The sequence below is a fragment of the Jatrophihabitans sp. YIM 134969 genome (genome assembly GCF_054456675.1).
In genome coordinates this window covers 1-19,692 of sequence record NZ_JBTJEQ010000035.1, presented here as the reverse complement: position 1 = coordinate 19,692, position 19,692 = coordinate 1, and the positions used below count along the sequence as shown (strand labels likewise).

15 protein-coding genes, 1 tRNA gene and 2 pseudogenes are annotated in these 19,692 nt (G+C 72.8%); 9 read left to right on the top strand and 9 right to left on the bottom strand.

Annotation, left to right across the window (positions count from 1 at the left end; translation table 11 throughout):
- Positions 1-29: 29 nt before the first annotated feature.
- The 5 genes and pseudogenes from ACXR2U_RS17100 to ACXR2U_RS17080 all read right to left on the bottom strand — a co-directional run.
- Positions 30-677, bottom strand: coding sequence for a hypothetical protein (locus tag ACXR2U_RS17100; RefSeq protein ID WP_458826271.1), 648 nt, complete (start codon positions 675-677; stop codon positions 30-32).
- Between the two features lie 222 nt (positions 678-899).
- Positions 900-1,640: a CDP-alcohol phosphatidyltransferase family protein gene (locus ACXR2U_RS17095; RefSeq protein ID WP_458826270.1), complete on the bottom strand. Its 741-nt coding sequence runs from the start codon at positions 1,638-1,640 to the stop codon at positions 900-902.
- A gap of 4 nt (positions 1,641-1,644) precedes the next feature.
- Complete coding sequence (locus ACXR2U_RS17090; RefSeq protein WP_458826269.1) at positions 1,645-2,349, bottom strand: DapH/DapD/GlmU-related protein; 705 nt, start codon at positions 2,347-2,349, stop codon at positions 1,645-1,647.
- Positions 2,346-3,224, bottom strand: coding sequence for an adenylyltransferase/cytidyltransferase family protein (locus tag ACXR2U_RS17085; protein WP_458826293.1), 879 nt, complete (start codon positions 3,222-3,224; stop codon positions 2,346-2,348). The genes ACXR2U_RS17090 and ACXR2U_RS17085 overlap by 4 nt, the downstream gene beginning before the upstream one ends.
- Positions 3,225-4,403 (bottom strand): annotated as a pseudogene (locus ACXR2U_RS17080) (DUF1972 domain-containing protein); the annotation flags it as partial.
- Positions 4,404-4,922: 519 nt separating this feature from the next.
- On the opposite strand from ACXR2U_RS17080, the gene ppc reads away from it, so the two are divergent.
- The gene (ppc, locus tag ACXR2U_RS17075; protein ID WP_458826292.1) at positions 4,923-7,691 is read left to right on the top strand and encodes a phosphoenolpyruvate carboxylase; all 2,769 of its coding nucleotides are present in this window, start codon (positions 4,923-4,925) and stop codon (positions 7,689-7,691) included.
- A 96-nt stretch (positions 7,692-7,787) separates the two neighbouring features.
- Here ppc and ACXR2U_RS17070 read toward each other — a convergent pair whose 3' ends face one another.
- Entirely contained in the window at positions 7,788-8,579 is a 792-nt protein-coding gene (locus ACXR2U_RS17070; RefSeq protein WP_458826268.1) for a DeoR/GlpR family DNA-binding transcription regulator, read from the bottom strand.
- A 242-nt stretch (positions 8,580-8,821) separates the two neighbouring features.
- On the opposite strand from ACXR2U_RS17070, the gene ACXR2U_RS17065 reads away from it, so the two are divergent.
- Positions 8,822-9,661 carry a DNA-3-methyladenine glycosylase family protein gene (locus ACXR2U_RS17065; protein WP_458826267.1) on the top strand — a complete coding sequence of 280 codons (840 nt, stop codon included), beginning with the start codon at positions 8,822-8,824 and terminating at the stop codon, positions 9,659-9,661.
- A 37-nt stretch (positions 9,662-9,698) separates the two neighbouring features.
- On the opposite strand, the gene pth is transcribed toward ACXR2U_RS17065, so the two are convergent.
- Together pth and ACXR2U_RS17055 are read right to left on the bottom strand one after the other, a co-directional pair.
- Complete coding sequence (gene pth / locus ACXR2U_RS17060; RefSeq protein ID WP_458826266.1) at positions 9,699-10,268, bottom strand: aminoacyl-tRNA hydrolase; 570 nt, start codon at positions 10,266-10,268, stop codon at positions 9,699-9,701.
- A 36-nt stretch (positions 10,269-10,304) separates the two neighbouring features.
- Positions 10,305-10,979 carry a 50S ribosomal protein L25/general stress protein Ctc gene (locus tag ACXR2U_RS17055; protein WP_458826265.1) on the bottom strand — a complete coding sequence of 225 codons (675 nt, stop codon included), beginning with the start codon at positions 10,977-10,979 and terminating at the stop codon, positions 10,305-10,307.
- 232 nt (positions 10,980-11,211) lie between these two features.
- On the opposite strand from ACXR2U_RS17055, the gene ACXR2U_RS17050 reads away from it, so the two are divergent.
- Positions 11,212-12,105, top strand: coding sequence for a 4-(cytidine 5'-diphospho)-2-C-methyl-D-erythritol kinase (locus ACXR2U_RS17050; protein WP_458826264.1), 894 nt, complete (start codon positions 11,212-11,214; stop codon positions 12,103-12,105).
- Positions 12,105-13,895 (top strand): ABC-F family ATP-binding cassette domain-containing protein, encoded by a 1,791-nt coding sequence (locus ACXR2U_RS17045; RefSeq protein WP_458826263.1) that lies wholly within the window; start codon positions 12,105-12,107, stop codon positions 13,893-13,895. Before ACXR2U_RS17050 ends, ACXR2U_RS17045 begins: the two co-directional genes overlap by 1 nt.
- 456 nt (positions 13,896-14,351) lie before the next feature.
- Here ACXR2U_RS17045 and ACXR2U_RS17040 read toward each other — a convergent pair whose 3' ends face one another.
- Positions 14,352-15,095 (bottom strand): lysozyme, encoded by a 744-nt coding sequence (locus tag ACXR2U_RS17040; RefSeq protein ID WP_458826262.1) that lies wholly within the window; start codon positions 15,093-15,095, stop codon positions 14,352-14,354.
- 83 nt (positions 15,096-15,178) lie between these two features.
- On the opposite strand from ACXR2U_RS17040, the gene kynU reads away from it, so the two are divergent.
- From kynU to ACXR2U_RS17015, 5 genes and pseudogenes are all read left to right on the top strand, one after another.
- Positions 15,179-16,372 carry a kynureninase gene (gene kynU, locus ACXR2U_RS17035; protein WP_458826261.1) on the top strand — a complete coding sequence of 398 codons (1,194 nt, stop codon included), beginning with the start codon at positions 15,179-15,181 and terminating at the stop codon, positions 16,370-16,372.
- A 270-nt stretch (positions 16,373-16,642) separates the two neighbouring features.
- Positions 16,643-16,714: transfer RNA gene (locus tag ACXR2U_RS17030), tRNA-Gln, on the top strand.
- A gap of 86 nt (positions 16,715-16,800) precedes the next feature.
- Entirely contained in the window at positions 16,801-18,306 is a 1,506-nt protein-coding gene (gene glmU, locus ACXR2U_RS17025; RefSeq protein WP_458826260.1) for a bifunctional UDP-N-acetylglucosamine diphosphorylase/glucosamine-1-phosphate N-acetyltransferase GlmU, read from the top strand.
- A 48-nt stretch (positions 18,307-18,354) separates the two neighbouring features.
- Entirely contained in the window at positions 18,355-19,335 is a 981-nt protein-coding gene (locus ACXR2U_RS17020) for a ribose-phosphate diphosphokinase (protein WP_458826259.1), read from the top strand.
- A 1-nt stretch (position 19,336) separates the two neighbouring features.
- Positions 19,337-19,692, top strand: a pseudogene (locus ACXR2U_RS17015) (hypothetical protein); the annotation flags it as partial.

Genomic DNA, 19,692 nt, shown 5'->3' with positions numbered 1-19,692 from the left:
CTCCAGACGAAGGGGGTGGACCCCGGCGCTCAGCCGAGGTCGCCGGTGAACACGACGACCGGCAGGGACGCCTTGCTCGTGACGTAGAGACGCACGCCCGACCGGTCGTCGACCGGCAGCGTGAACACGTAGACGCCGGTGGCGGACCCGCCCGGCGCGGCGGTGCCGGTGAACGGCTTCGACCCGTTCCCCGTGAGGGGAGTCGCGGACGACCCGGAGGAGTCCTGCAGGTCGACGGTGACGTTGCCCAGGTCCAGCGGGCTCGACGACCGGTTCTGGATCGCCAGGGTGAGCCTGACCCCCGGACCTGCGATCTCGCCGGGCAACGAGGCGGTGGTCGTGATCGGCTCGATGGTGATCACCGTGGCGGTGAGGCCGGGTGTGAAGGTGGCCGCGCTCGCGATCGGCACCGGCGCCTTGGTCCCCGGGTCCCCGCCCGCCGGCGGGGCGGCGGTCGTCAGGGGAGCGGTGGGGCTCGAACTCGGCGCGGACGTGGTCGCCGCCGTGGTCGAGGGTGTCGAGGGAGCCGCACTGGTGGGCGTGGCGCTCGACGGCGCGGCCGAGGTCGTCGGTGCCGGGGCGGGATCGGACCCGCCGCACGCGGTCAGCGTGACGGCGGCGACCAGCGGGAGCGCGACGGCGGCGAGCACCCGGCACAGCGGCGTGTGCAGCGGCACGACGGCCTCCTCGCCGGTCGGACGGACGGTCCGGTGGTCCCGGACGGGCGGATCACTTCACCGCGTGAGACCACTGTGTAGACCTCGCCGCGGGAAGTCGCACCCGGGGAAGACAATACCCAACACGGGCCTCACATCACCTGTTCGTGAGAGGTTGACAGCTTCCTGCAGAACTTGTCCGGAAACGTCAGACCGGGCGTGGGACTGGGCCGGCGAGCAGGCTCAGGCCGCGAACCCGCTCATCTCGCGGAACCAGTTGCGCAGGCCGCCGACGAGGAAGAAGACCGCGAAGCCGAACAGCACCGTGTAGACGGTGAGGAACGCGGTCGGCGCAGGCAGCAGCACCAGCGCGACGCAGAGGATGCCGTAGTCGGCGGGCAGGACCAGCAGGGACCGCAGCACGGGCGCACGACCGCCGGTCGTCGTGACGGCGCGACGCGAGGACCCCTTGCCCTGGGCCTTCCGCAACTGCTCGGACAGGATGACGCTGAAGAAGAACACCGAAGCCACGAGCGTGAACCCGATCGGGACGAGCAACCAGCCGTCGGCGACGTCGAAGTGCCGGTACACACACACCAGGACGGCGAGGTGGATGCCGGTGTTCTTCACCGCGTCCGTGACGTGGTCCAGCCACTCCCCCGCGACGCTGCCGCCGCCCCGCAGCCGTGCCAACTGGCCGTCGGCGGAGTCCAGCGCGTAGCCGAGGACGAGCGCCACGACGATGCCGGTGGAGGTCACCCAGGTCGGCCGGAAGACGGCGATCGACACGACCCCGCCGAGCGTGACCAGGGTGCTGAGCACCGTCACCTGGTTGGGGGTCGCCCCCACGCGGAAGGCCGCCGCCGCGAAGATCCGCCCGAGCGGGCGGTTCACCCAGCGCGACCACCCCGGTGCGCCGACGTGCGACTTCTGCGAGGACCGGGTCCGGGCGTAGGCGGCACGGAACCCCGAGGGACTGCTCACGACGTCAGCGCTCCGCGATCCGGCGGGCGGGCACGCCGCCGTAGACCGCGTGGCCGGGGTAGTCCCCGGCGACGAGGACGGCGCCCGCCGCCACGACCGCGCCGTCGCCCAGCCGCACACCGTCGAGCACGGTCACCTTGGCCCCGATCCAGCAGTCACGACCCACCACGATGCCCTGGTGGGTCACACCCTGCTCGCGCACCGGGACGTCACGACGCTCGAAGCGGTGGTTCTCGCTGTGCATGCCGACCCAGTTGCCGACGATGGTGTCCGGCCCGATCTCGATCCCGCCGGCGCACCCGTAGAAGCAGTCGGTGCCCAGCCCGACGTCGTCGCCGACGACCATCCCCACCCCGAGGTGCTGCAACTGACCGGTCGCCTCGATGCGGGTGCGCGGGCCGACGTTGACGTTGTCGCCGAGGCGGACGCCCTCGCGCGACAGGGCATCGACGTGACTGTCGCGCCCGAAGGTCACCCCGCGGCCGAAGTGCAGCTTGCCGCGGTGGACGAACCGCGCGCCAGCGGCGACGAACGGCGGGTGCGGCCGGCGGGGGAACGCGACCCTGCCCCGCACCCGCATGACCGCGCGCCGGCCCACCTCGCCGAGCAGGTCCGCGGGTGCGAGCGCCGGGTCGAGCCGGTAGTCGCCGCCCTTGAGCCGGCTGATGCGGGCGTCGAGCACCCGGGTGAGCCGCCCCGGCCGGGTCACGCGCTGAGCGCGTCCAGGCGCTTGCGGATGCGGGTGGTGGAGATCCGCCAGGTGTAGGGCAGGTACTCGAGTCGGGCGCCGACCTCGGCCATCTCGGCCTCGAGCTTGCGGCCCTTCGGGGTGTCCTGCCAGTCGGTGCCCTTGAACAGCACGTCGAAGTGGACCTCGGCCCACGCGAGCCGCTTGTCCGAGCTGCGGTCGGCGACGACCTCGTCGGCCATCGACAGCGACGCGACGATCGCCATGCGCTCCTCGTGGGGGACCAGCGGCAGCCGGCCCTTCACCGCGAGCAGCGTCTCGTCGTCGGCGACCCCGACGACGAGCCGGTCGCACATCTGCCGGGCCCGGTCGAGGATCGCGATGTGCCCGGCGTGCAGGGCGTCCCAGGCGCCGGGGATGTACCCGACGACCAGACCGGAGCGCTCGCCGGCGTCGGCGTCGGTGACGACCCGCAACCGCCGGGGCGCGTTCTCCCGCGGGGCGTCGCCGACCAGCAGACGGTCGGTGAACTCGCTGTCGTGGGACTCGACCCCGACCGTGTCGTCGAGGTAGACGACGTCGAAGTCGGCGGCGAGCTTGACCGGGTCGAGGTCGTCGACGTCGATGACCTCGTCGACCCCGCGCAGGTGCTGGGCGAGCAGGAGCCGGTCGGTGAGGGTGTTGACGACCTCGCCGCGCGGGGCGACCGGGTCCGACGCGGTGCGGTCGAGGACGCCGACCGTGACGCGGTCGCTCTCGCGGTTCGCCCGCGCGAGCAGGTCCAGCTGCGAGCTGCGCAGCACGTCGAACGTGCCGAGGACGAGGGCCCGGCGGCCGTGGAAGACCGAGGCGGTCACGGGCGCGACCGGTGCCGGGGTGAGCGGGCGGGCGGGCATGCGCTTGCCGGTCGGGCGGGTGCCCTCGGCCAGCGCGGCCCGACGCGCGGGCAGTTCCGCGCACAGCTGCTCGTAGCGGCCGGCGACGTCGTCCCAGTCGTAGTCACGGGCCCGCTGCTGGCCGGCGCGACCACGCGCGGCGGTCGCGGCCGGGTCGGCCTCGGCGGCGTCGACGAGGCGGGCGACGTCGTCGGCGTCGCTGAAATAGCGGCCGGCGGCGCGGGTCACCTCGCGGTTGAACTCGACGTCGAAGCAGATCGACGGCGCGCCCGCGCCGATGGCGCGCAGCAGCGACGGGTTGGTCCCGCCGACCGAGTGACCGTGCAGGTAGGTCGCCGAGTTGGCGTAGAGCTGGTCGAGCAGGTCCTGGTCCCAGACACCGCCGAGGAACCGCACCCGGTCGTCGCCCAACGCGCGGACGCGGGCCGTGTACTGGTCGGAGTAGGGGGCCGAGCCGACGACGACCAAGGGCTTGGTGGCCGACGAGCGCACGTAGCCGTCGACGATGAGGTCGACGTGGTTCTCCGGCTCGAAGCGGGCGACCGCGAGGTGGTAGCCCTGCGGGGTCAGCCCGAGCTCGGCGATGCCGGCGTGGCCGATGCGCTCGGCCGAGATGATCGGGGCGCCGTAGGCGATGCGCACGGTGTCGGCGTCGAACTCGTCGCGGTAGTAGTCGGCGATGCCGTCGGCGTCGGCGATGAGGGCGTCGGACCAGCGCACGGCGAGGCTCTCGGCGCGGCGGTAGAAGGTCCGGCCGGCACCGCCCCACTTGGCGCGGCGCCACTCCAGACCGTCGACGTGCGTGGCCACCGGGATGCCCGCGGCGCGCAGCGCCGGCAGGAACACCGAGTTGGCGGCGTTGAAGACGAGCGCGACGTCGACGGTGCGGCCGCCGTGGTGCAGCATCTGCTGGACGAACAGGTGCGCCGCCGACAGGCCCGTGTGACTGAGGGTCTCGAGCACCTTGTGCCGCACGGCGGGCAGCTGGACGAGCTTCATGCCCAGGTGCTCGGACGGCAGCGCAGGCGCCGACCCGGTGCCGTCGGTCAACGGCGTGCGGCAGTACACGACCACCTCGTGGCCGCGCTCGACCAGCCGGCGCCCGACCTCCTCGACACAGGTCTCGAACCCGCCGTAGCGCGCGGGGACGCCCCGCGTCCCCACCATCGCGATCTTCATCGATGCCCCTCGACGGGGAGCGTGTGACCGGCGTACCGACGTGCCGCAGCCATGGTCTCGTTCCTCGCCTCCGCCGCGCTCTCGGCGCGGTCATCGGTCCCCCGGTTGCCGCGGGACGCGTTCTCTTCCGATGAGAACGTTCCCTCGACAGCTAACACCTTATTGATATCAGAGTTCGCATCTACTTCACAACGGGCTTCAGCTCACACCAGTCTGACATCGAGGAGTGTCCCACGCGGAGCTCTTGTCAAAACACAGTTAACGAGAAAGAAGTTGGCCGGGTGTGTCGTGATCCGCGCCCGTCGGCCCGCCCGGAGACGGGCACCGCTCACCGGGCTGCCCGGGCGGGAGCCGGTGGTCTTTACTCATGGGGTCCGACCGCAGTCCGTGGAAGCCCGGTGCACCGTCGCCCCGGACCCGCCGCGCACCGATCTGTCCTGGAGCGTGCCGCCCGTGTCCGACGACCTCCTGCTCGCCGTGTCCGCGTCCCGTGGCGCGGGTTCCGTCGACGACGACCTCCTGCCCTACGCCGCCCCGGGCGACGACGTCGAACTGCGCGCCGACGTGCGCCGGGTCGGACGCCTGCTCGGCGAGTCGCTCGTCCGTCAGGACGGTGAGGACCTGCTCGAGCTGGTCGAGACCGTCCGGGGCCTCATCAAGCAGGGCCGGCAGCAGCAGGTCGGCGCGACCGACGGCGAACTCGCCGACGCGCGCGCGCTGCTCGCGGGTCTGCCCGTCGACCGCGCGATCGCGCTGGTCCGGGCGTTCTCCACGTACTTCCAGCTCGCGAACATCGCCGAGCAGGTCCACCGCGTGCGGGGGCTGCGCCGACGGCCCGCCAGCGAGGGGTGGCTGGTCGGCGCGGTCGGCGACGTCGCGGACGAACTCGGCGACGACGCCCTGCTCGAGGCGCTGGGCTCCCTCGCCGTCCGCCCGGTCATCACCGCCCACCCCACCGAGGCCAGCCGGCGTGCGGTGCTGTCCAAGCTGCAGGATGTCGCGGCAATCCTGGGTGAGCCGACCGACGACGGCAGCGCCGCCCGACGCCGGCAGGACCGCTCCCTGGCCGAGATCGTCGACCTCATCTGGCAGACCGACGAGTTGAACCAGGTGCGGCCCACGCCCGTCGACGAGGCGCGGTGGGCGCTGTACTACCTGTCGCGCATCGCGGGCGAGACCCTGCCCGAGCTGCTGGCGGACCTCGCGGCCGAGCTCGCCGACCGCGGCCTCGCGCTCGACCCCGCCCTGCGCCCGCTCACGTTCGGCACCTGGATCGGCGGCGACCGCGACGGCAACCCCAACGTCACCGCCGAGGTCACCACCACGATCCTGCGGGTGCAGCACGTCACCGCGGCGCGGGTCATCCACCAGGCGCTCGACCGGCTCATCGGCGAGCTCTCGGCGTCGACGACCGTGGTGGCGATCTCCGACGAGCTCGCGACCTCGCTCGCGGCCGACCTCGAGCTGCTGCCCGGGGTCGACGCCCGGCTGCGCGAGCTCAACGCCACCGAGCCCTACCGCCTCAAGCTCACGTGCATGCAGTCCAAGCTGCGCCACACGACCACGCGCATCGAGACGGGCGGGCGGCACCAGCCCGGCTACGACTACCTCGGGACGGCCGAACTGCTCGCCGACCTCGACGTCGTCACCCGGTCGTTGCGCGAGCACGCGGGCGAGCTGGTGGCCGCCGGCGCGGTGGCGCGGGTGCAGCGGTTGGTCAACGGGTTCGGCCTCACCCTCGCGACGATGGACGTGCGCGAGCACGCGGACGCCCACCACCACGCCGTCGGTCAGCTCATCGACCGGCTGGTCGAGGAGACCTGGCTGTACGAGGACGTCCCCCGCGACTACCGGCACAAGCTGCTCTCCCGCGAGCTCACCTCACGCCGTCCGCTCGCGCCGTTCCCGCCGCCGCTCGACGCCGACGGCGCGAAGACCTTCGCGGTGTTCACGGCGATCCGCGACGCCATCGCGACCTACGGCCCGGAGGTCATCGAGAGCTACATCATCTCGATGACGATGGGCGCCGACGACGTGTTCGCAGCCGTCGTCCTGGCGCGGGAGGCGGGGCTGGTCTCGCTGCGCGGGCCCGAGCCGTACGCGCAGATCGGGTTCGTGCCGCTGTTGGAGACCGTCGGGGAGCTGCGGAAGTCCGGCCAGGTGCTCGACGACCTGCTGTCGGACCCGTCGTACCGCGAACTGGTCCGGCTGCGCGGCGACGTGCAGGAGGTGATGCTCGGCTACAGCGACTCCAACAAGGACGCCGGCATCACGACCTCGCAGTGGGAGATCCACAAGACCCAGCGGACATTGCGTGACGTCGCAGCGCGGTACGGGGTCCGGCTGCGCCTGTTCCACGGCCGCGGTGGCTCGGTCGGCCGTGGCGGTGGCCCGACCTACGACGCCATCCTCGCCCAGCCGTACGGCGTCCTCGACGGTCAGATCAAGGTGACCGAGCAGGGCGAGGTCATCAGCGACAAGTACCTGCTGCCGGAACTCGCCCGGGAGAACCTGGAGCTCACGGTGTCGGCCGTCCTGCGGGCGTCGTCGTTGCACCGCGAACCCCGACAGGGCTCGGACCAGCTCGCGCACTGGGACGAGGCGATGGAGCAGGTCAGCGACGCCGCGTTCGCCCGCTACCGCTCGCTGGTCGACGACGAGGGCCTGCCCGCCTACTTCCTGGCCTCGACCCCGGTCGAGCAGTTGGGGTCACTGAACATCGGCTCACGGCCGTCGCGTCGTCCGGACTCCGGCGGTGGCATCGGCGGCCTGCGCGCCATCCCCTGGGTGTTCGGGTGGACCCAGTCCCGGCAGATCGTGCCGGGGTGGTTCGGCGTCGGCTCGGGGTTGCGGGCGGCGCGCGAGGCGGGGCTCGGCGACGTCCTGGCCCAGATGCACCAGGAGTGGCACTTCTTCCGGGTCTTCATCAGCAACGTCGAGATGACGCTCGCCAAGACCGACCTCGACATCGCGTCGCAGTACGTCGACGCCCTGGTCCCCGAGGAGCTGCGCCACCTGTTCGACGACATCCGCGCCGAGCACGCGCTCACCGTCCGCGAACTGCTCGCCGTCACCGGGGAGACCGCGTTGCTCGACCGGCAGCCGGTGCTGCGCCGCACGTTCGCCGTCCGTGACGCCTACCTGGACCCGATCAGCTACCTGCAGGTCGACCTGCTCAAGCGGGTCCGTGACGCCGAGGCTGCGGGCGAGGAAGCCGACCGCGACCTCCAGCGCGCGCTGCTGCTCACGATCAACGGCGTCGCGGCCGGCCTGCGCAACACCGGCTGACGCACCTGCACCACGACGACAGGGGTCCGAGTTCGCGGCGGGGAGGGCACAGCCCGCGAACTCGGACCCCTGTCGTGTCGTGGATGGTGTCGGGGTTCAGACGTCGGCGACGACGACCTCGACGCCCGTGGCGTGCAGTTCGGCCAGGGCGTCCGGTGGGGCGCCGGAGTCGGTGACGACGGCGGTGAACCGGCCCAGCGGCGCGATCTCGTGCAGCGCGGTGCGGCCGAGCTTGCTGTGGTCGACCAGCAGGTAGGCCCGCTCCGCGGACTCGAGCATGGCCTGCTTGACCGCGACGAGCTGCGGGTCGCCGTGCCAGGCCGTGCCACCGTCCACGCCCGCGGCCGAGACGAACAGCGCGTCGACGCGCACCGCCTCGATGTCACGCAGGCACACCAGGCCGGTGAACGCGTCGCTGACCGGGTCGTGGTCGCCGCCGAGCGCGATGAGTGAGACACCGTCGACCGCGGCGAGCGGGCGCATGTTCGGCAGGAAGTTGGTGGCCACGGTCACCGGCACGCGTTCGACCAGGTGCGGCACGAGGTGCGCCGCGGTGGTGGAGTCGTCGAGCAGCACGCTGCCGCCCGCGCCGATGAGCTCGACGGCGGCGGTCGCGATCGCCGCCTTGGCCTCGACCATGTGACTCTCGCGGAAGGCGAGGGTCGACTCGAACGTGCCCGCGGGCTGCGGGGTGACCCCACCGTGCGACTTCAGGATGATCCCGCGCCGCTGCAGTTCGTTCAGGTCGCGGTGGATCGTCATCACGCTCACACCGAAGTGCTGGGCGAGTTCGCTCGGGCTCATCACCCCGCGCTCGCCGAGCATGGTCACCGTCTCCTCGCGGCGTTGGTCCGCCGCGCGACGCCGTCTCCCGGCTGCTGCTGCCATCTCGTTCTCCCCCTCGAGCCGCTCGTCGCGGCAGTTCGCCGAGCACCGGCCGCAACTGCCGTGGCTGTGCCCGTTCCTCGCATGTTGGCATGTTCAGCGACCGAACGACACAGGGGCGAGCCCGTGGCGTCCGGTCGGGACGCGCTCTTGTGCAAACGATTGTCTCACCACTTCGTTGCGCGGCGGACGCAGGTCCGAGGGTGAACGGCGGCGCGGCGCGACCGGCCTTCAGACTGGCGGGTGTGGATGTACTGCAGATGTGCGGTTCGCAGCCGCACGACGTGCTCGCGACCCTGCGCTTCCACGGCCTGCACGCCGTACCGGGCGTCGAGGCGTGGGACGGGGTGACCTACCGCCGGACGCTGCGCCTGCCGGACGGGTCCACGGGCCGGATCGCGCTACGGGCCGGCGGACCGGGCACGGTGACGGTGGAGACCGACCTCGCCGACGTCGACACCGTCGAGACGCTGGTGCGCGACCTGCTCGACCTCGACCGCGACCCGGCGGTCGTCGACGCCGCCCTGGCCGCGGATCCCGCCCTGGCGGCGCTGGTGGTGGCGCGCCCTGGCCTGCGTTCACCGGGTGCGGCCGACGGTGCCGAACTCGGGGTGCGGACGGTGGTCGGGCAGCAGGTGTCACTCGCGGGGGCCCGCACTGTTCTCGGCCGGATCGCCGCCGCGCACGGCGATCCGCTACCGGGCGACGGGCCGGACCGGCTGTTCCCGACGGCAGCGACGTTCGCCGCGCTGGACCCGGCCGTGCTGCCCCTCCCGCGCGCTCGCGGACGCGCGCTGGTCGGACTCGCGGCGGCCGTGGCCGACGGCCGGGTGACCCTGCGCCGCGGTGCGGATGCGGACGCCGAGACGGCGGCGTTGCTGGCCCTGCCGGGCATCGGACCGTGGACGGCCAACTACCTGCGGATGCGGGTGTTCCGCGATCCGGACATCCTGCTCGCTTCGGACCTCGCGGTGCGGCGGGTGGCGGCCGAACTGGGTCTGGATCTCTCGGGTTCCGAGCGGTGGGCACCGTGGCGCTCGTACGTCACGCACCACCTGTGGGCGGTGGTGCTGGACCGGCTGTGAGGGCGCCGGCGTCGGGCGCGCGGCGCGGCCCAGGAGGTCAGTGGAAGGCGTTCTGGGTGGCGAGCAGACCGACCCCGACCAGCGACTCGGCGGCGTCGGCCGCGCGGTCCACCAGCCAGTCGAGCTCCCCCCGTTCCGTGGCCGCGAACGGCTTGAGCACGAAGTCGGCCGGGTCCTGCCGACCCGGCGGGCGGCCGATGCCGACCCGCACCCGCAGGTAGTCCTTGCCGTGCAGTGACGAGGACACCGAGCGCAGGCCGTTGTGGCCGTTGTCGCCGCCACCCTGCTTGACCCGCACGGTGGCGAACGGCAGGTCCAGTTCGTCGTGGACGACCACGACCCGCTCCAGCGGCACCGAGAAGAACTTGGCCGCGTTCGCGACCGGCCCGCCCGACTCGTTCATGTACGTCGTGGGCTTGGCCAGCACAGCCGGCTGCCCGGCGAGGCGCCCCTCGACGACCTCGCAGCGCGACTTGTGCGCCTTCCACCGGCCGCCGACGCGCTCGGCCAGCAGGTCGAGTGTCATGGCGCCGACGTTGTGGCGCGTCGCCGCGTACTTCTCGCCGGGGTTGCCGAGGCCGACGACCAACCAGCGGTCGTCGGCCATCCGGCGTCCCTCGGCTCGGTTCCCGGGACTCGCGGGTCAGCTCTCGTCGGCGGCGGGGGCGTCGCCCTCGGCCGGGGCGTCGCCCTCGGCGTCCTCGGACTCCGGAGCGTCCTCGACGATGCCGAGCTCCTCGGCGGCCTCCGCGACCTCGGCCTCGATGTCCTCGGCGGTCGGGGCCGGGGAGATGACGAGCAGGACCTGGTCGGCCTCGCCGGTGAGCGTGGAGCCCGCGGGGAGCTCGAGGTCGGCGGCGGTGATCTGGGCGCCGATCTCCTTGCCCTCGATCGACACGACGATCTCGGACGGGATGGCGGTGGCCTCGGCCTCGAGGCCGACGGTGGTGAACTCCTGCGTGAGCAGGCCGCCCGCGACGATCTCGCCGGTGACGTTGAGCGGGACCTCGACCGACACCTTCTCGCCGCGGCGGACCGCGAGCAGGTCGACGTGCTCGATCTCGGGCTTGATCGGGTGACGCTGGATCGCCTTGGCGATCGCGAGCTCGTCCTTGCCCTCGAGCGACAGCGTGAGCAGCGCGTTGGCGCCGTTCTTGCGGATCGCGTTGGCGAAGTCGTGGGCCGGGAGGGCGACGTGGCGGGTCTCGCCGCCGTGGCCGTAGATGACGGCGGGGATCTTGCCGGCACGGCGGGTGCGGCGTGCGCCGCCCTTGCCGAAGTCGGTGCGGGAATCGATGCTGAGGCGGATCTCGGGCACGGGGTTCTACTCCATCACGGTGTCTCGGCGGTCTCGGTTCGCGCTGCCCGGACGGGGACCACGTGGAGGTCGACCGCGCGCGACGGGGAGCGGTGCACACAGATCACTCCTGTGCACAGCGCCGTCGATCACGGACGTCCGCCAGCACGCTTGTCGGTGCTGGCTGCGTGGTCCCTCGCCGGGGCAACCTCGCCAGCGTACAAGGTGACCCGGCTGGCTACCCTTCGGCCCCGTGAGCAGCGGGGAGAGGGTGCGGGTCCGGGTGCCCGCCAAGGTCAACCTCGCGCTGCGGGTCGGGCCGAGGCGCGCCGACGGCTTCCACGGCCTCGCCACCGTCTTCCACGCGATCGGGATCGACGACTACGTCGACGCCGCCCCCGGGACCGGCGTCTCGCTGACCGTGCTCGGCCCCGACGCCGGGTCGGTGCCCGCCGACCCCACCAACCTCGCGTGGCGGGCGGCGCTCGCCCTCGCCGAGCACGCCGGGGTCGCGGCCGACGTCGCCCTCACCATCGACAAGATCATCCCGGTCGCCGGCGGCATGGCGGGCGGCTCGGCCGACGCCGCGGCGACGCTCGTGGCCTGCGACGCGTTGTGGGGGTTGCGCACCCCGTCCCGGACGTTGGAGCAGATCGCCGCGGGCCTCGGCAGCGACGTGCCCTTCGCACTGCGGGGCGGGACGGCCGTGGGCACCGGACGCGGCGAGGCGCTGACGACCGTCTTCGGGCACGGCCGCTTCCACTGGGTGGTCGTGCCGTCGACCGGGCCCGGCCTCTCCACTCCCGCCGTCTACGCCGAGTACGACCGAGTGCGACCCGACGCCTCCGTGCCGGACTCGGACTCGGTCGCCGAGGTGGTCGCGGCGTGCCGGGCCGGGTCACCTGAGCTGCTGGCTAATGCATTGTGCAACGATCTGCAGGAGGCGGCGCTCTCGCTGATGCCGTCGTTGCGCGAGGTGCTCGACCACGGCCGCGACCACGGCGCACTCGCGGGCCTGGTGAGCGGGTCGGGTCCGACGTGCGTGTTCCTCGCGTCGTCGGAGGACCACGCCTGGGACCTCGCCGCGACCTTCCCGTACGCGGGCGTCGCCAGCGGGCCCGTGGCCGGCGCGGCGCGGGTGACCTGATGGCGGCGACCCCCCGCAACCTGGTCAACCTCGAACGGGTGTCGATCTCGTTCGGCACCCGCGCCGTCCTCGACGAGGTCTCGCTCGGCCTCGGCGCCGGTGAGCGCATCGGCGTGGTCGGCCGCAACGGCGGCGGCAAGTCGACGCTGCTGAAGATCGTCACGGGCGAACTCGCCCCCGACACCGGGCGGGTCTCGCGGACGTCCGGGCTGCGGGTGCAGACCGTGTCCCAGCGCGGCGGCGCGGCGGCCGGCGCGACCGTGCGCACCGAGGTCGTCGGTGACGGTGCCGTGCACGAGTGGGCCGGGGACGCCGCGATCCGTGACGTCCTGTACGGCCTGGGGGTGACGTCGGCGGCGAGCACGATCGACCTCGACACCCGGGTCGACACGATGTCCGGCGGCGAGCGCCGGCGGGTCGACCTCGCCCGGGCGCTCGTGCAGCCCACGGACGTCCTCGTGCTGGACGAGCCGACCAACCACCTCGACGTCGAGGGCATCGCCTGGCTGGCCTCACACCTGGCGTCGCGGCGCGAGGCGTTGCTGGTCGTGACCCACGACCGGTGGTTCCTCGACGCCGTCGTCACCCGCACGTGGGAGGTCGGAGACGGCGAGGTGCGCGCGCACGACGGCGGCTACGCGGCCTACGTCCTGGCCCGCGCCGAACGGGCTCGCGAGGCCGACGCCCAGGAGGCGCGACGCCAGAACCTCATGCGCAAGGAGCTCGCGTGGTTGCGCCGCGGGCCGCCCGCGCGCACCTCGAAGCCGCAGTTCCGCATCAACGCGGCCGAGGCGCTGATCGCCGACGTCCCCGAGGTCCGACGCGACGTCGAGTTGGTGACGATGGCCCGCCGCCGGCTCGGACGCGCGGTCTACGACGTCGAGGACGTCACGGTGCGCGCCGGGTCGAAGCTGCTGCTCGACCACGTCACGTGGCGGGTCGGGCCGGGCGAACGGGTCGGCATCGTCGGGGTCAACGGGTCGGGCAAGACCCACCTGCTGCGGCTGTTGATCGGGACCGTTGCACCGTCATCCGGTGAGGTGAAGGTCGGGCAGACGGTCGCGGTGGGCTACCTGTCGCAGGACGTCGGCGAACTGCCCGACACCCTCCGCGTGCTCGAGGCCGTCCGGGAGATCGCCGACCGGGCCGTCATCGGTGGCGTGGAGCAGACCGCCGCGCAACTGGCCGAGCGGTTCGGGTTCGACCCGGCGCAGCACTGGACGCCGGTCGCCGACCTCTCCGGCGGTGAACGACGCCGACTGCAACTGTTGCGGGTGCTGCTCGCCGAACCCAACGTGCTGCTGCTGGACGAGCCGACCAACGACCTCGACACCGACACCCTCGCCGCCCTCGAGGACCTGCTCGACGCCTTCGCCGGCACCGTCGTGGTCGTCTCCCACGACCGGTACCTGCTCGAACGGGTGTGCACGTCGACCGTCGCCCTGCTCGGCGACGGCTCGCTCGCCGCCCTCCCCGGTGGCGTCGAGGAGTACCTGCGCCGCCGCGCCGCCTCGCTCGCCGCCGCGGTGTCCGGCCCGACCGCCGTCACGGCGCGCCCCGACGCCCCCGCTGCCGCCGCCGCCCGCACCGAGTCGCGGGAGACCCGCAAGGAACTGCAACGCCTGGAACGGGCGGTGGCCCGCCTCGACGCCGAGGAGGCCGACCTGCACGCCCAGATGGCCGAGCACGCCACCGACTTCGCCAAGATCGCCGAGCTCGACGCCCGCCTGCGCGACGTCGTCGCCCGCAAGGAAGCCGCCGAGGAGGCCTGGCTCGAACTGGCCGGCTGACCCACCCCTTTCACCGAGTGGCGCGCAAAGCGTTGACGTGGCGCGCAGACTGACCGGAATGTCGCGCCACTCGATGGCGTCCGCGCCACTCGATCGCTGGAGCAGCTGGCCACCGCGTCGGACGTACTCGAACACGACGTGCCGGAGGAACCGGTCCGGATGGGTGAAGACCTGGGCAGGACCGGCCGGCAGCACCAGCCAGTCGACCTCGTGGAAGCTCAGACCGCGAGTGATGTCGCTGCGCATGCGCTGCAACTCGGCGTGGTGCTCGCCCACCCCCGTTCCCGGGTTGTCCACAGGACGGGACTGGTGTGCGAATCACCTCGGACCCGACGCCGTGTCGACCCCGGCGCCGCCCGACCTGATCGAGTGGCGCGCACGTCGTCGAGTGGCGCGACGGAACGGACGAAACGTGCGCCACGTCAGCGCTTCCCGCGCCACTCGATGCAGGGGAGGTCAGTCGGCGTTGGTGGCCAGAGCCTGGAGTTGCGCGTAGGAGCCGTTGAAGACGTCCTGGTCACCGGGGAAGACGCCGGAGTCGGCGTTCTGCCACATCGTCCAGTACGACTTGCCGGCGGGGAGCGAGGTCGGGGCGGTGGCGGAGTACTTGGCGATCCAGAACGGGTTGGTGGCGGCGAAGGCCGAGGAGTTGCCGGTGCAGGTGCTCCACCAGTCGAACGTCGTGTAGATCATCGGGTACTTCGAGGTCTGCGCGTGCACCTCGTCGCTGAACGCCCGGATCCACGCCACCATCGACGACGCCGACAGGCCGTAACACGTGGCGCCGCTGGGGTTGTACTCGATGTCGAGGGCGGGCGGGAGGGTCTTGCCGTCGGCGCTCCAGCCGCCGCCGTGGGCGACGAAGAAGTCCGCCTGCGCCGCGCCGGAGGACGAGTCCGGGTGGGCGAAGTGGTAGGCGCCGCAGATCAGACCTGCGCCGAGGGAACCCGTGTACTGCGCGGAGAACTCGGGGTTCCGGTACGACGTCCCCTCCGTCGCCTTGACGTAGGCGAAGCGGGCACCGTCGGCGTAGGCCGCGTTCCAGTCCACGCCCGGCTGGTAGCCGGACACGTCCATCCCGACGACGGTCTCGGCCGCGGCGGCGGGCGGGGCGGAGACGAGTCCGACGGCCGCGCCCGCGGCGAGCAGCGTGGTGACGACGGTGGCGCCGATCCGGCGGCGGGTTCGCAGCAGGTCCATGGGTTCCACCTTCCCGGAACCGGGCATAACGGTCAATCCGGTCAGGCCAGGTCGGGCCGGAACCGCCCCCTTACGCTCACCCCGTGCCCTTCGAAGCCGGCTCCCGGCGCCACCTGTTCGACCTGCCCGACGACGTCGTCTACCTCGACGGCAACTCGCTCGGGGCGCTGCCGACCGCCGTGCCCGCCGCGGTCGAGGACGTCGTGCGCCGGCAGTGGGGCGAGCGGCTGATCCGGTCGTGGAACGAGGGTTGGTGGGAGCTGCCGACCGCCGTCGGCGACCGCATCGGGCGACTCGTCGGCGCCGCACCCGGCCAGGTGCTCTGCGGTGACTCGACCACGATCCAACTGGTGCAGACGATCGGGGCCATGGCGCGGTTGCGGCCCGACCGTTCCACCATCGTCACCGACGGCGCCAACTTCCCCACCGACCAGTACGTGGCCGACACCCTCGGACGACTGTTGCACAGGGAAACGGTCCGCCTGACCCCGGCGGATGTGCCGCGGCACCTGGCCGAACACGGCGCCGACGTCGCAGTCGTCTCGCTGTCGGTCGTCGACTACCGCACCGGCGAACTCCACGATCTCCAGGCCGTCACCCGCGCCGTGCACGACGCCGGCGCCCTGATGGTCTGGGACCTCGCCCACGCCGCGGGAGCCCTGCCCGTCCACCTCGACGACCTCGGCGCGGACGCCGCGGTGGGGTGCAGCTACAAGTACCTCAACGGCGGTCCCGGCGCGCCGGCGTGGATCTACGTCGCCGCGCGGCACCAGGCCGAGGCCGACCTGCCGCTGGTCGGGTGGCAGGGCGCGGCCGACCCGTTCACGCTCGCGCCGACGTTCACGCCGGCGGCCGGGGTCGGGCGGGCCCGGCTCGGCACGCCTCCACTGGTGAGCATGACCGCGCTCGCCGCGGCCCTCACGGTGTTCGACGGCGTCGACCTCGACGACCTGCGGGCGGCGTCGCTCGCCCTCACCGACCAGGTGATCGCGTTCGCCGACGCGCACCTGCGCGGGTACGGCGTCGAGGTCGTCACCCCGCGCGAGCACCCCCGACGGGGTTCGCAGGTGGCGTTGCGGATGCCCGAGGCCCACGCGGTCTGCGCCACGCTGATCGCCCGTGGCGTCATCGGCGACTTCCGCCACCCCGACCTGCTGCGACTGGGGTTCACACCGCTCTACGTGTCGAGCGACGACGTCGACCGCGCGATGACCGTGCTGCAGGAGGTGCTGGCGAGCGGCGAGTACGTCGACCCGGGCACGGGCGTCGTCACCTGACGCCGGGGCCGGTGACCACGTCGGGGGGCATGGTCACCGGCCGGCGTCGGACGCCGCCACGGGGGCGCGGACGGGCGTCCGGCTACGGGGCCGCCCGTGTTGTCCCGGTGTGGGCGACTCCTGTCGTACAACGTGACCGCAGCCACCCGGGTACGCGGATGGACCGGTCCTTCTCCACGGACCTTCTCCCGCGCGGACCGCTTCCACGGCCGGTCTCCCGGTGCGACGGTCCGACCCGGGTCGCCACGATCGCTAGGGTCGACGCTTCAGTGGGGGATGGGGTAACGGCAGCCCGCGGGCCTTTGGAGCCTTGCAGTCCCGGTTCGAATCCGGGTCCCCCAGCGAGTGACCCAGCGTGTGAGTACCCGGTGACCGAGCTGTGACCGCTCGTCGACCGGGCTCCGCCCCCTTGTCATAGAGTGCCGCGCGTGGAGGAGCCAGGAGCGCCGGTCGCCCACGTCCCACCGGCCGCGCTGGTGGTGCTGGCCGCCGGGATGGGGTCGCGGATGCGGTCGTCGCGGCCGAAGGTGCTCCACACGTTCGCCGGCCGCAGCCTGCTCGGCCACGTCCTCGCCGCGGCGATGCCGCTCGAGCCCGCCCGCATCGCCGTGGTGGTCGGCCAGGGCCGCGACCAGGTCGCCTCGCACCTCGCCGAGATCTGCCCGCCGGCACGCACCGTGGTGCAGGACCAGCAACTGGGCACCGGCCACGCCGTCTCGACCGCACTCGTCGCCCTGCCCGACCTCGCCGACGACGCCACGGTCATGGTGCTGCTCGGCGACACCCCGCTGCTGACGGCCGAGACGCTGCTGCGCCTGCACGCCGCGCACGTCGACGACGGCAACGCGGTGACGCTGCTGTCCGCGGTGTTCGAGGACGCCACCGGGTACGGCCGGGTGCTGCGCGACGCGGACGGCACCGTCGACCGGGTGGTCGAACAACTCGACGCGACGGCCGCCGAACGTGAGATCCGCGAGGGCGCGTCGGGGGTCTACGTCTTCGCGGCCGGCCCGCTGCGCGCCGCGCTGGCCGAGGTCGGCAACGACAACGCCCAGGGTGAGCAGTACCTGCCCGACACCGTGCCCCTCGTGCGGGCCGCCGGCGGCCGGGTCGGTGCCGTCGTGGCCGACGCCGCCGAGGTCCGCGGGGTCAACGACCGGGCCCAGCTCGCCGCGGTCCACCGGGTGTTCAACGACCGGCTCACCGCCGCGTTCATGCGCGCCGGCGTGCGCATCGTCGACCCGGCCACGACCTGGCTCGACGCCGACGTCGACCTCGCCCCGGACTGCGTCGTCCTGCCCGGCACGACACTCACTGCCGGCAGCAGCGTCAGCGCGGGCGCGGAGGTCGGCCCGGACGTCACGCTCACCGCCACCCACGTCGGCGAGGGCGCCGTGGTCACCCGCGCCGTCTGCGTCGAGGCCGTGGTCGGCCCGGGCACGACGGTCGGGCCGTACGCGTACCTGCGTCCCGGCGCCCGGCTCGGGTCGCACGCCAAGATCGGCACGTTCGTCGAGGTCAAGAACAGCGAGGTGGGCGACGGCAGCAAGGTCCCGCACCTGACCTACGTCGGCGACGCCACGATCGGCAAGCGCAGCAACATCGGCGCGGCCACCGTCTTCGTCAACTACGACGGCGTGACCAAGTCGCACACGTCGGTCGGCGACGACGTCCGCACCGGCGCCGACAACCTCTTCGTCGCCCCGGTGAACATCGGGGACGGCGCGTACACCGCGGCGGGTTCGGTGATCACCGCCGACGTCCCGCCCGGCGCCCTGGGCGTCGCCCGCGCCCGGCAGCACAACGTCGACGGCTGGGTCGAGCGCCGCCGCGCCGGCACCGCCGCGGCCGAGAGCGCCGCCCGCGCCCGGGGCGTCACCGACCCGCACGACGCACGTCACGCCGCCGCTCCGGACACCGAGCCCGGTCCGTAGGCTGTCCACGCCGCCAGCTGCACTCGACAGACACGGGGACGACCCACCATGAGCACACTGCAGACCGCGGGCCGCAAGAGCCTGATGCTCTTCTCCGGACGGTCCTTCCCCGACTTCGCCGACGAGATCGCAGGGCACCTCGGCGTCACCGTCACGCCGACCCGCGCGTACGACTTCGCCAACGGCGAGATCTTCATCGCGCCGAACGAGTCGGTCCGTGGCTGCGACGCGTTCGTCGTGCAGTCGATCCACATGCGTCCGAACCACTGGATGATGGAGACGCTGATCATGGTCGACGCCCTGAAGCGGGCGTCCGCCAAGCGGATCACGGTCGTGCTGCCCTTCTACCCCTACGCACGGCAGGACAAGAAGCACCGCGGCCGCGAGCCGATCTCCGCCCGGCTCATGGCCGACCTGCTCAAGACGGCGGGCGCCGACCGGATCATGGCGGTCGACCTGCACACCGCGCAGATCCAGGGCTTCTTCGACGGCCCGGTCGACCACCTGTTCGCCCTGCCGGTGCTGGCCGACCACATCACGACCAAGTACGCGGGCACCGAGTTCGTCGTCGTCTCCCCCGACACCGGGCGCGTCCGGATGGCCGAGCAGTGGGCCGACCGGATCGGCGGCGCCCCGATCGCGTTCATCCACAAGACCCGCGACCCGATGGTGCCGAACAGGGTCGTCTCGCACCGCGTGGTCGGTGACGTCGAGGGTCAGTCGTGTCTGCTCATCGACGACATGATCGCCACCGGCGGCACGATCGTCGCGGCCGCCGAGCAGTTGTTCGAGGCCGGCGCCAAGGAGGTCGTGATCGCCGCGACCCACGGTGAGCTGTCGCCCCCGGCCACCGACCGGCTCAAGAACAGCCGGGTCAGCGAGGTCGTCGTGACCAACACGCTGCCGGTCTCCTCGGAGCAGACCTTCGACAAGTTGACGGTGCTCTCCGTCGCGCCGTTGATCGCACGGGCGATCAGGGAAGTATTCGAGGACGGATCGGTCACGAGTCTGTTCGACGGCAGGAGCTGAGTTGAGTCAACCCCCGTGGATCCCGAGGTCCGAGAGCGGGAACGGGGCGGAGGAGGAACCGTCCTACCGGGGCACGCACAGCAGCTCCGACGACGCCTCCACGCCCCCGGCCGACGACCTCTGGGGCGGCCCGGGCACACCGGGTCCGTGGAGCGGTGGCGCCGACCAGCCGTGGGCGAGCAACAGCAGCACCGACCCGTGGGCCGGTGCCCGCGGCGCGTGGTCGACCGACGCGTCCGAGCCCGACGACAGCGGCCCGGCCTTCCCGGTGCCCGGCGCGACCCCGCCGGCGAACGCCGAGCCCGGCCCTGCTCCGGCCCCTGACCCGCTGGGGGCCGACTCCCCCGCGCCCGCCCC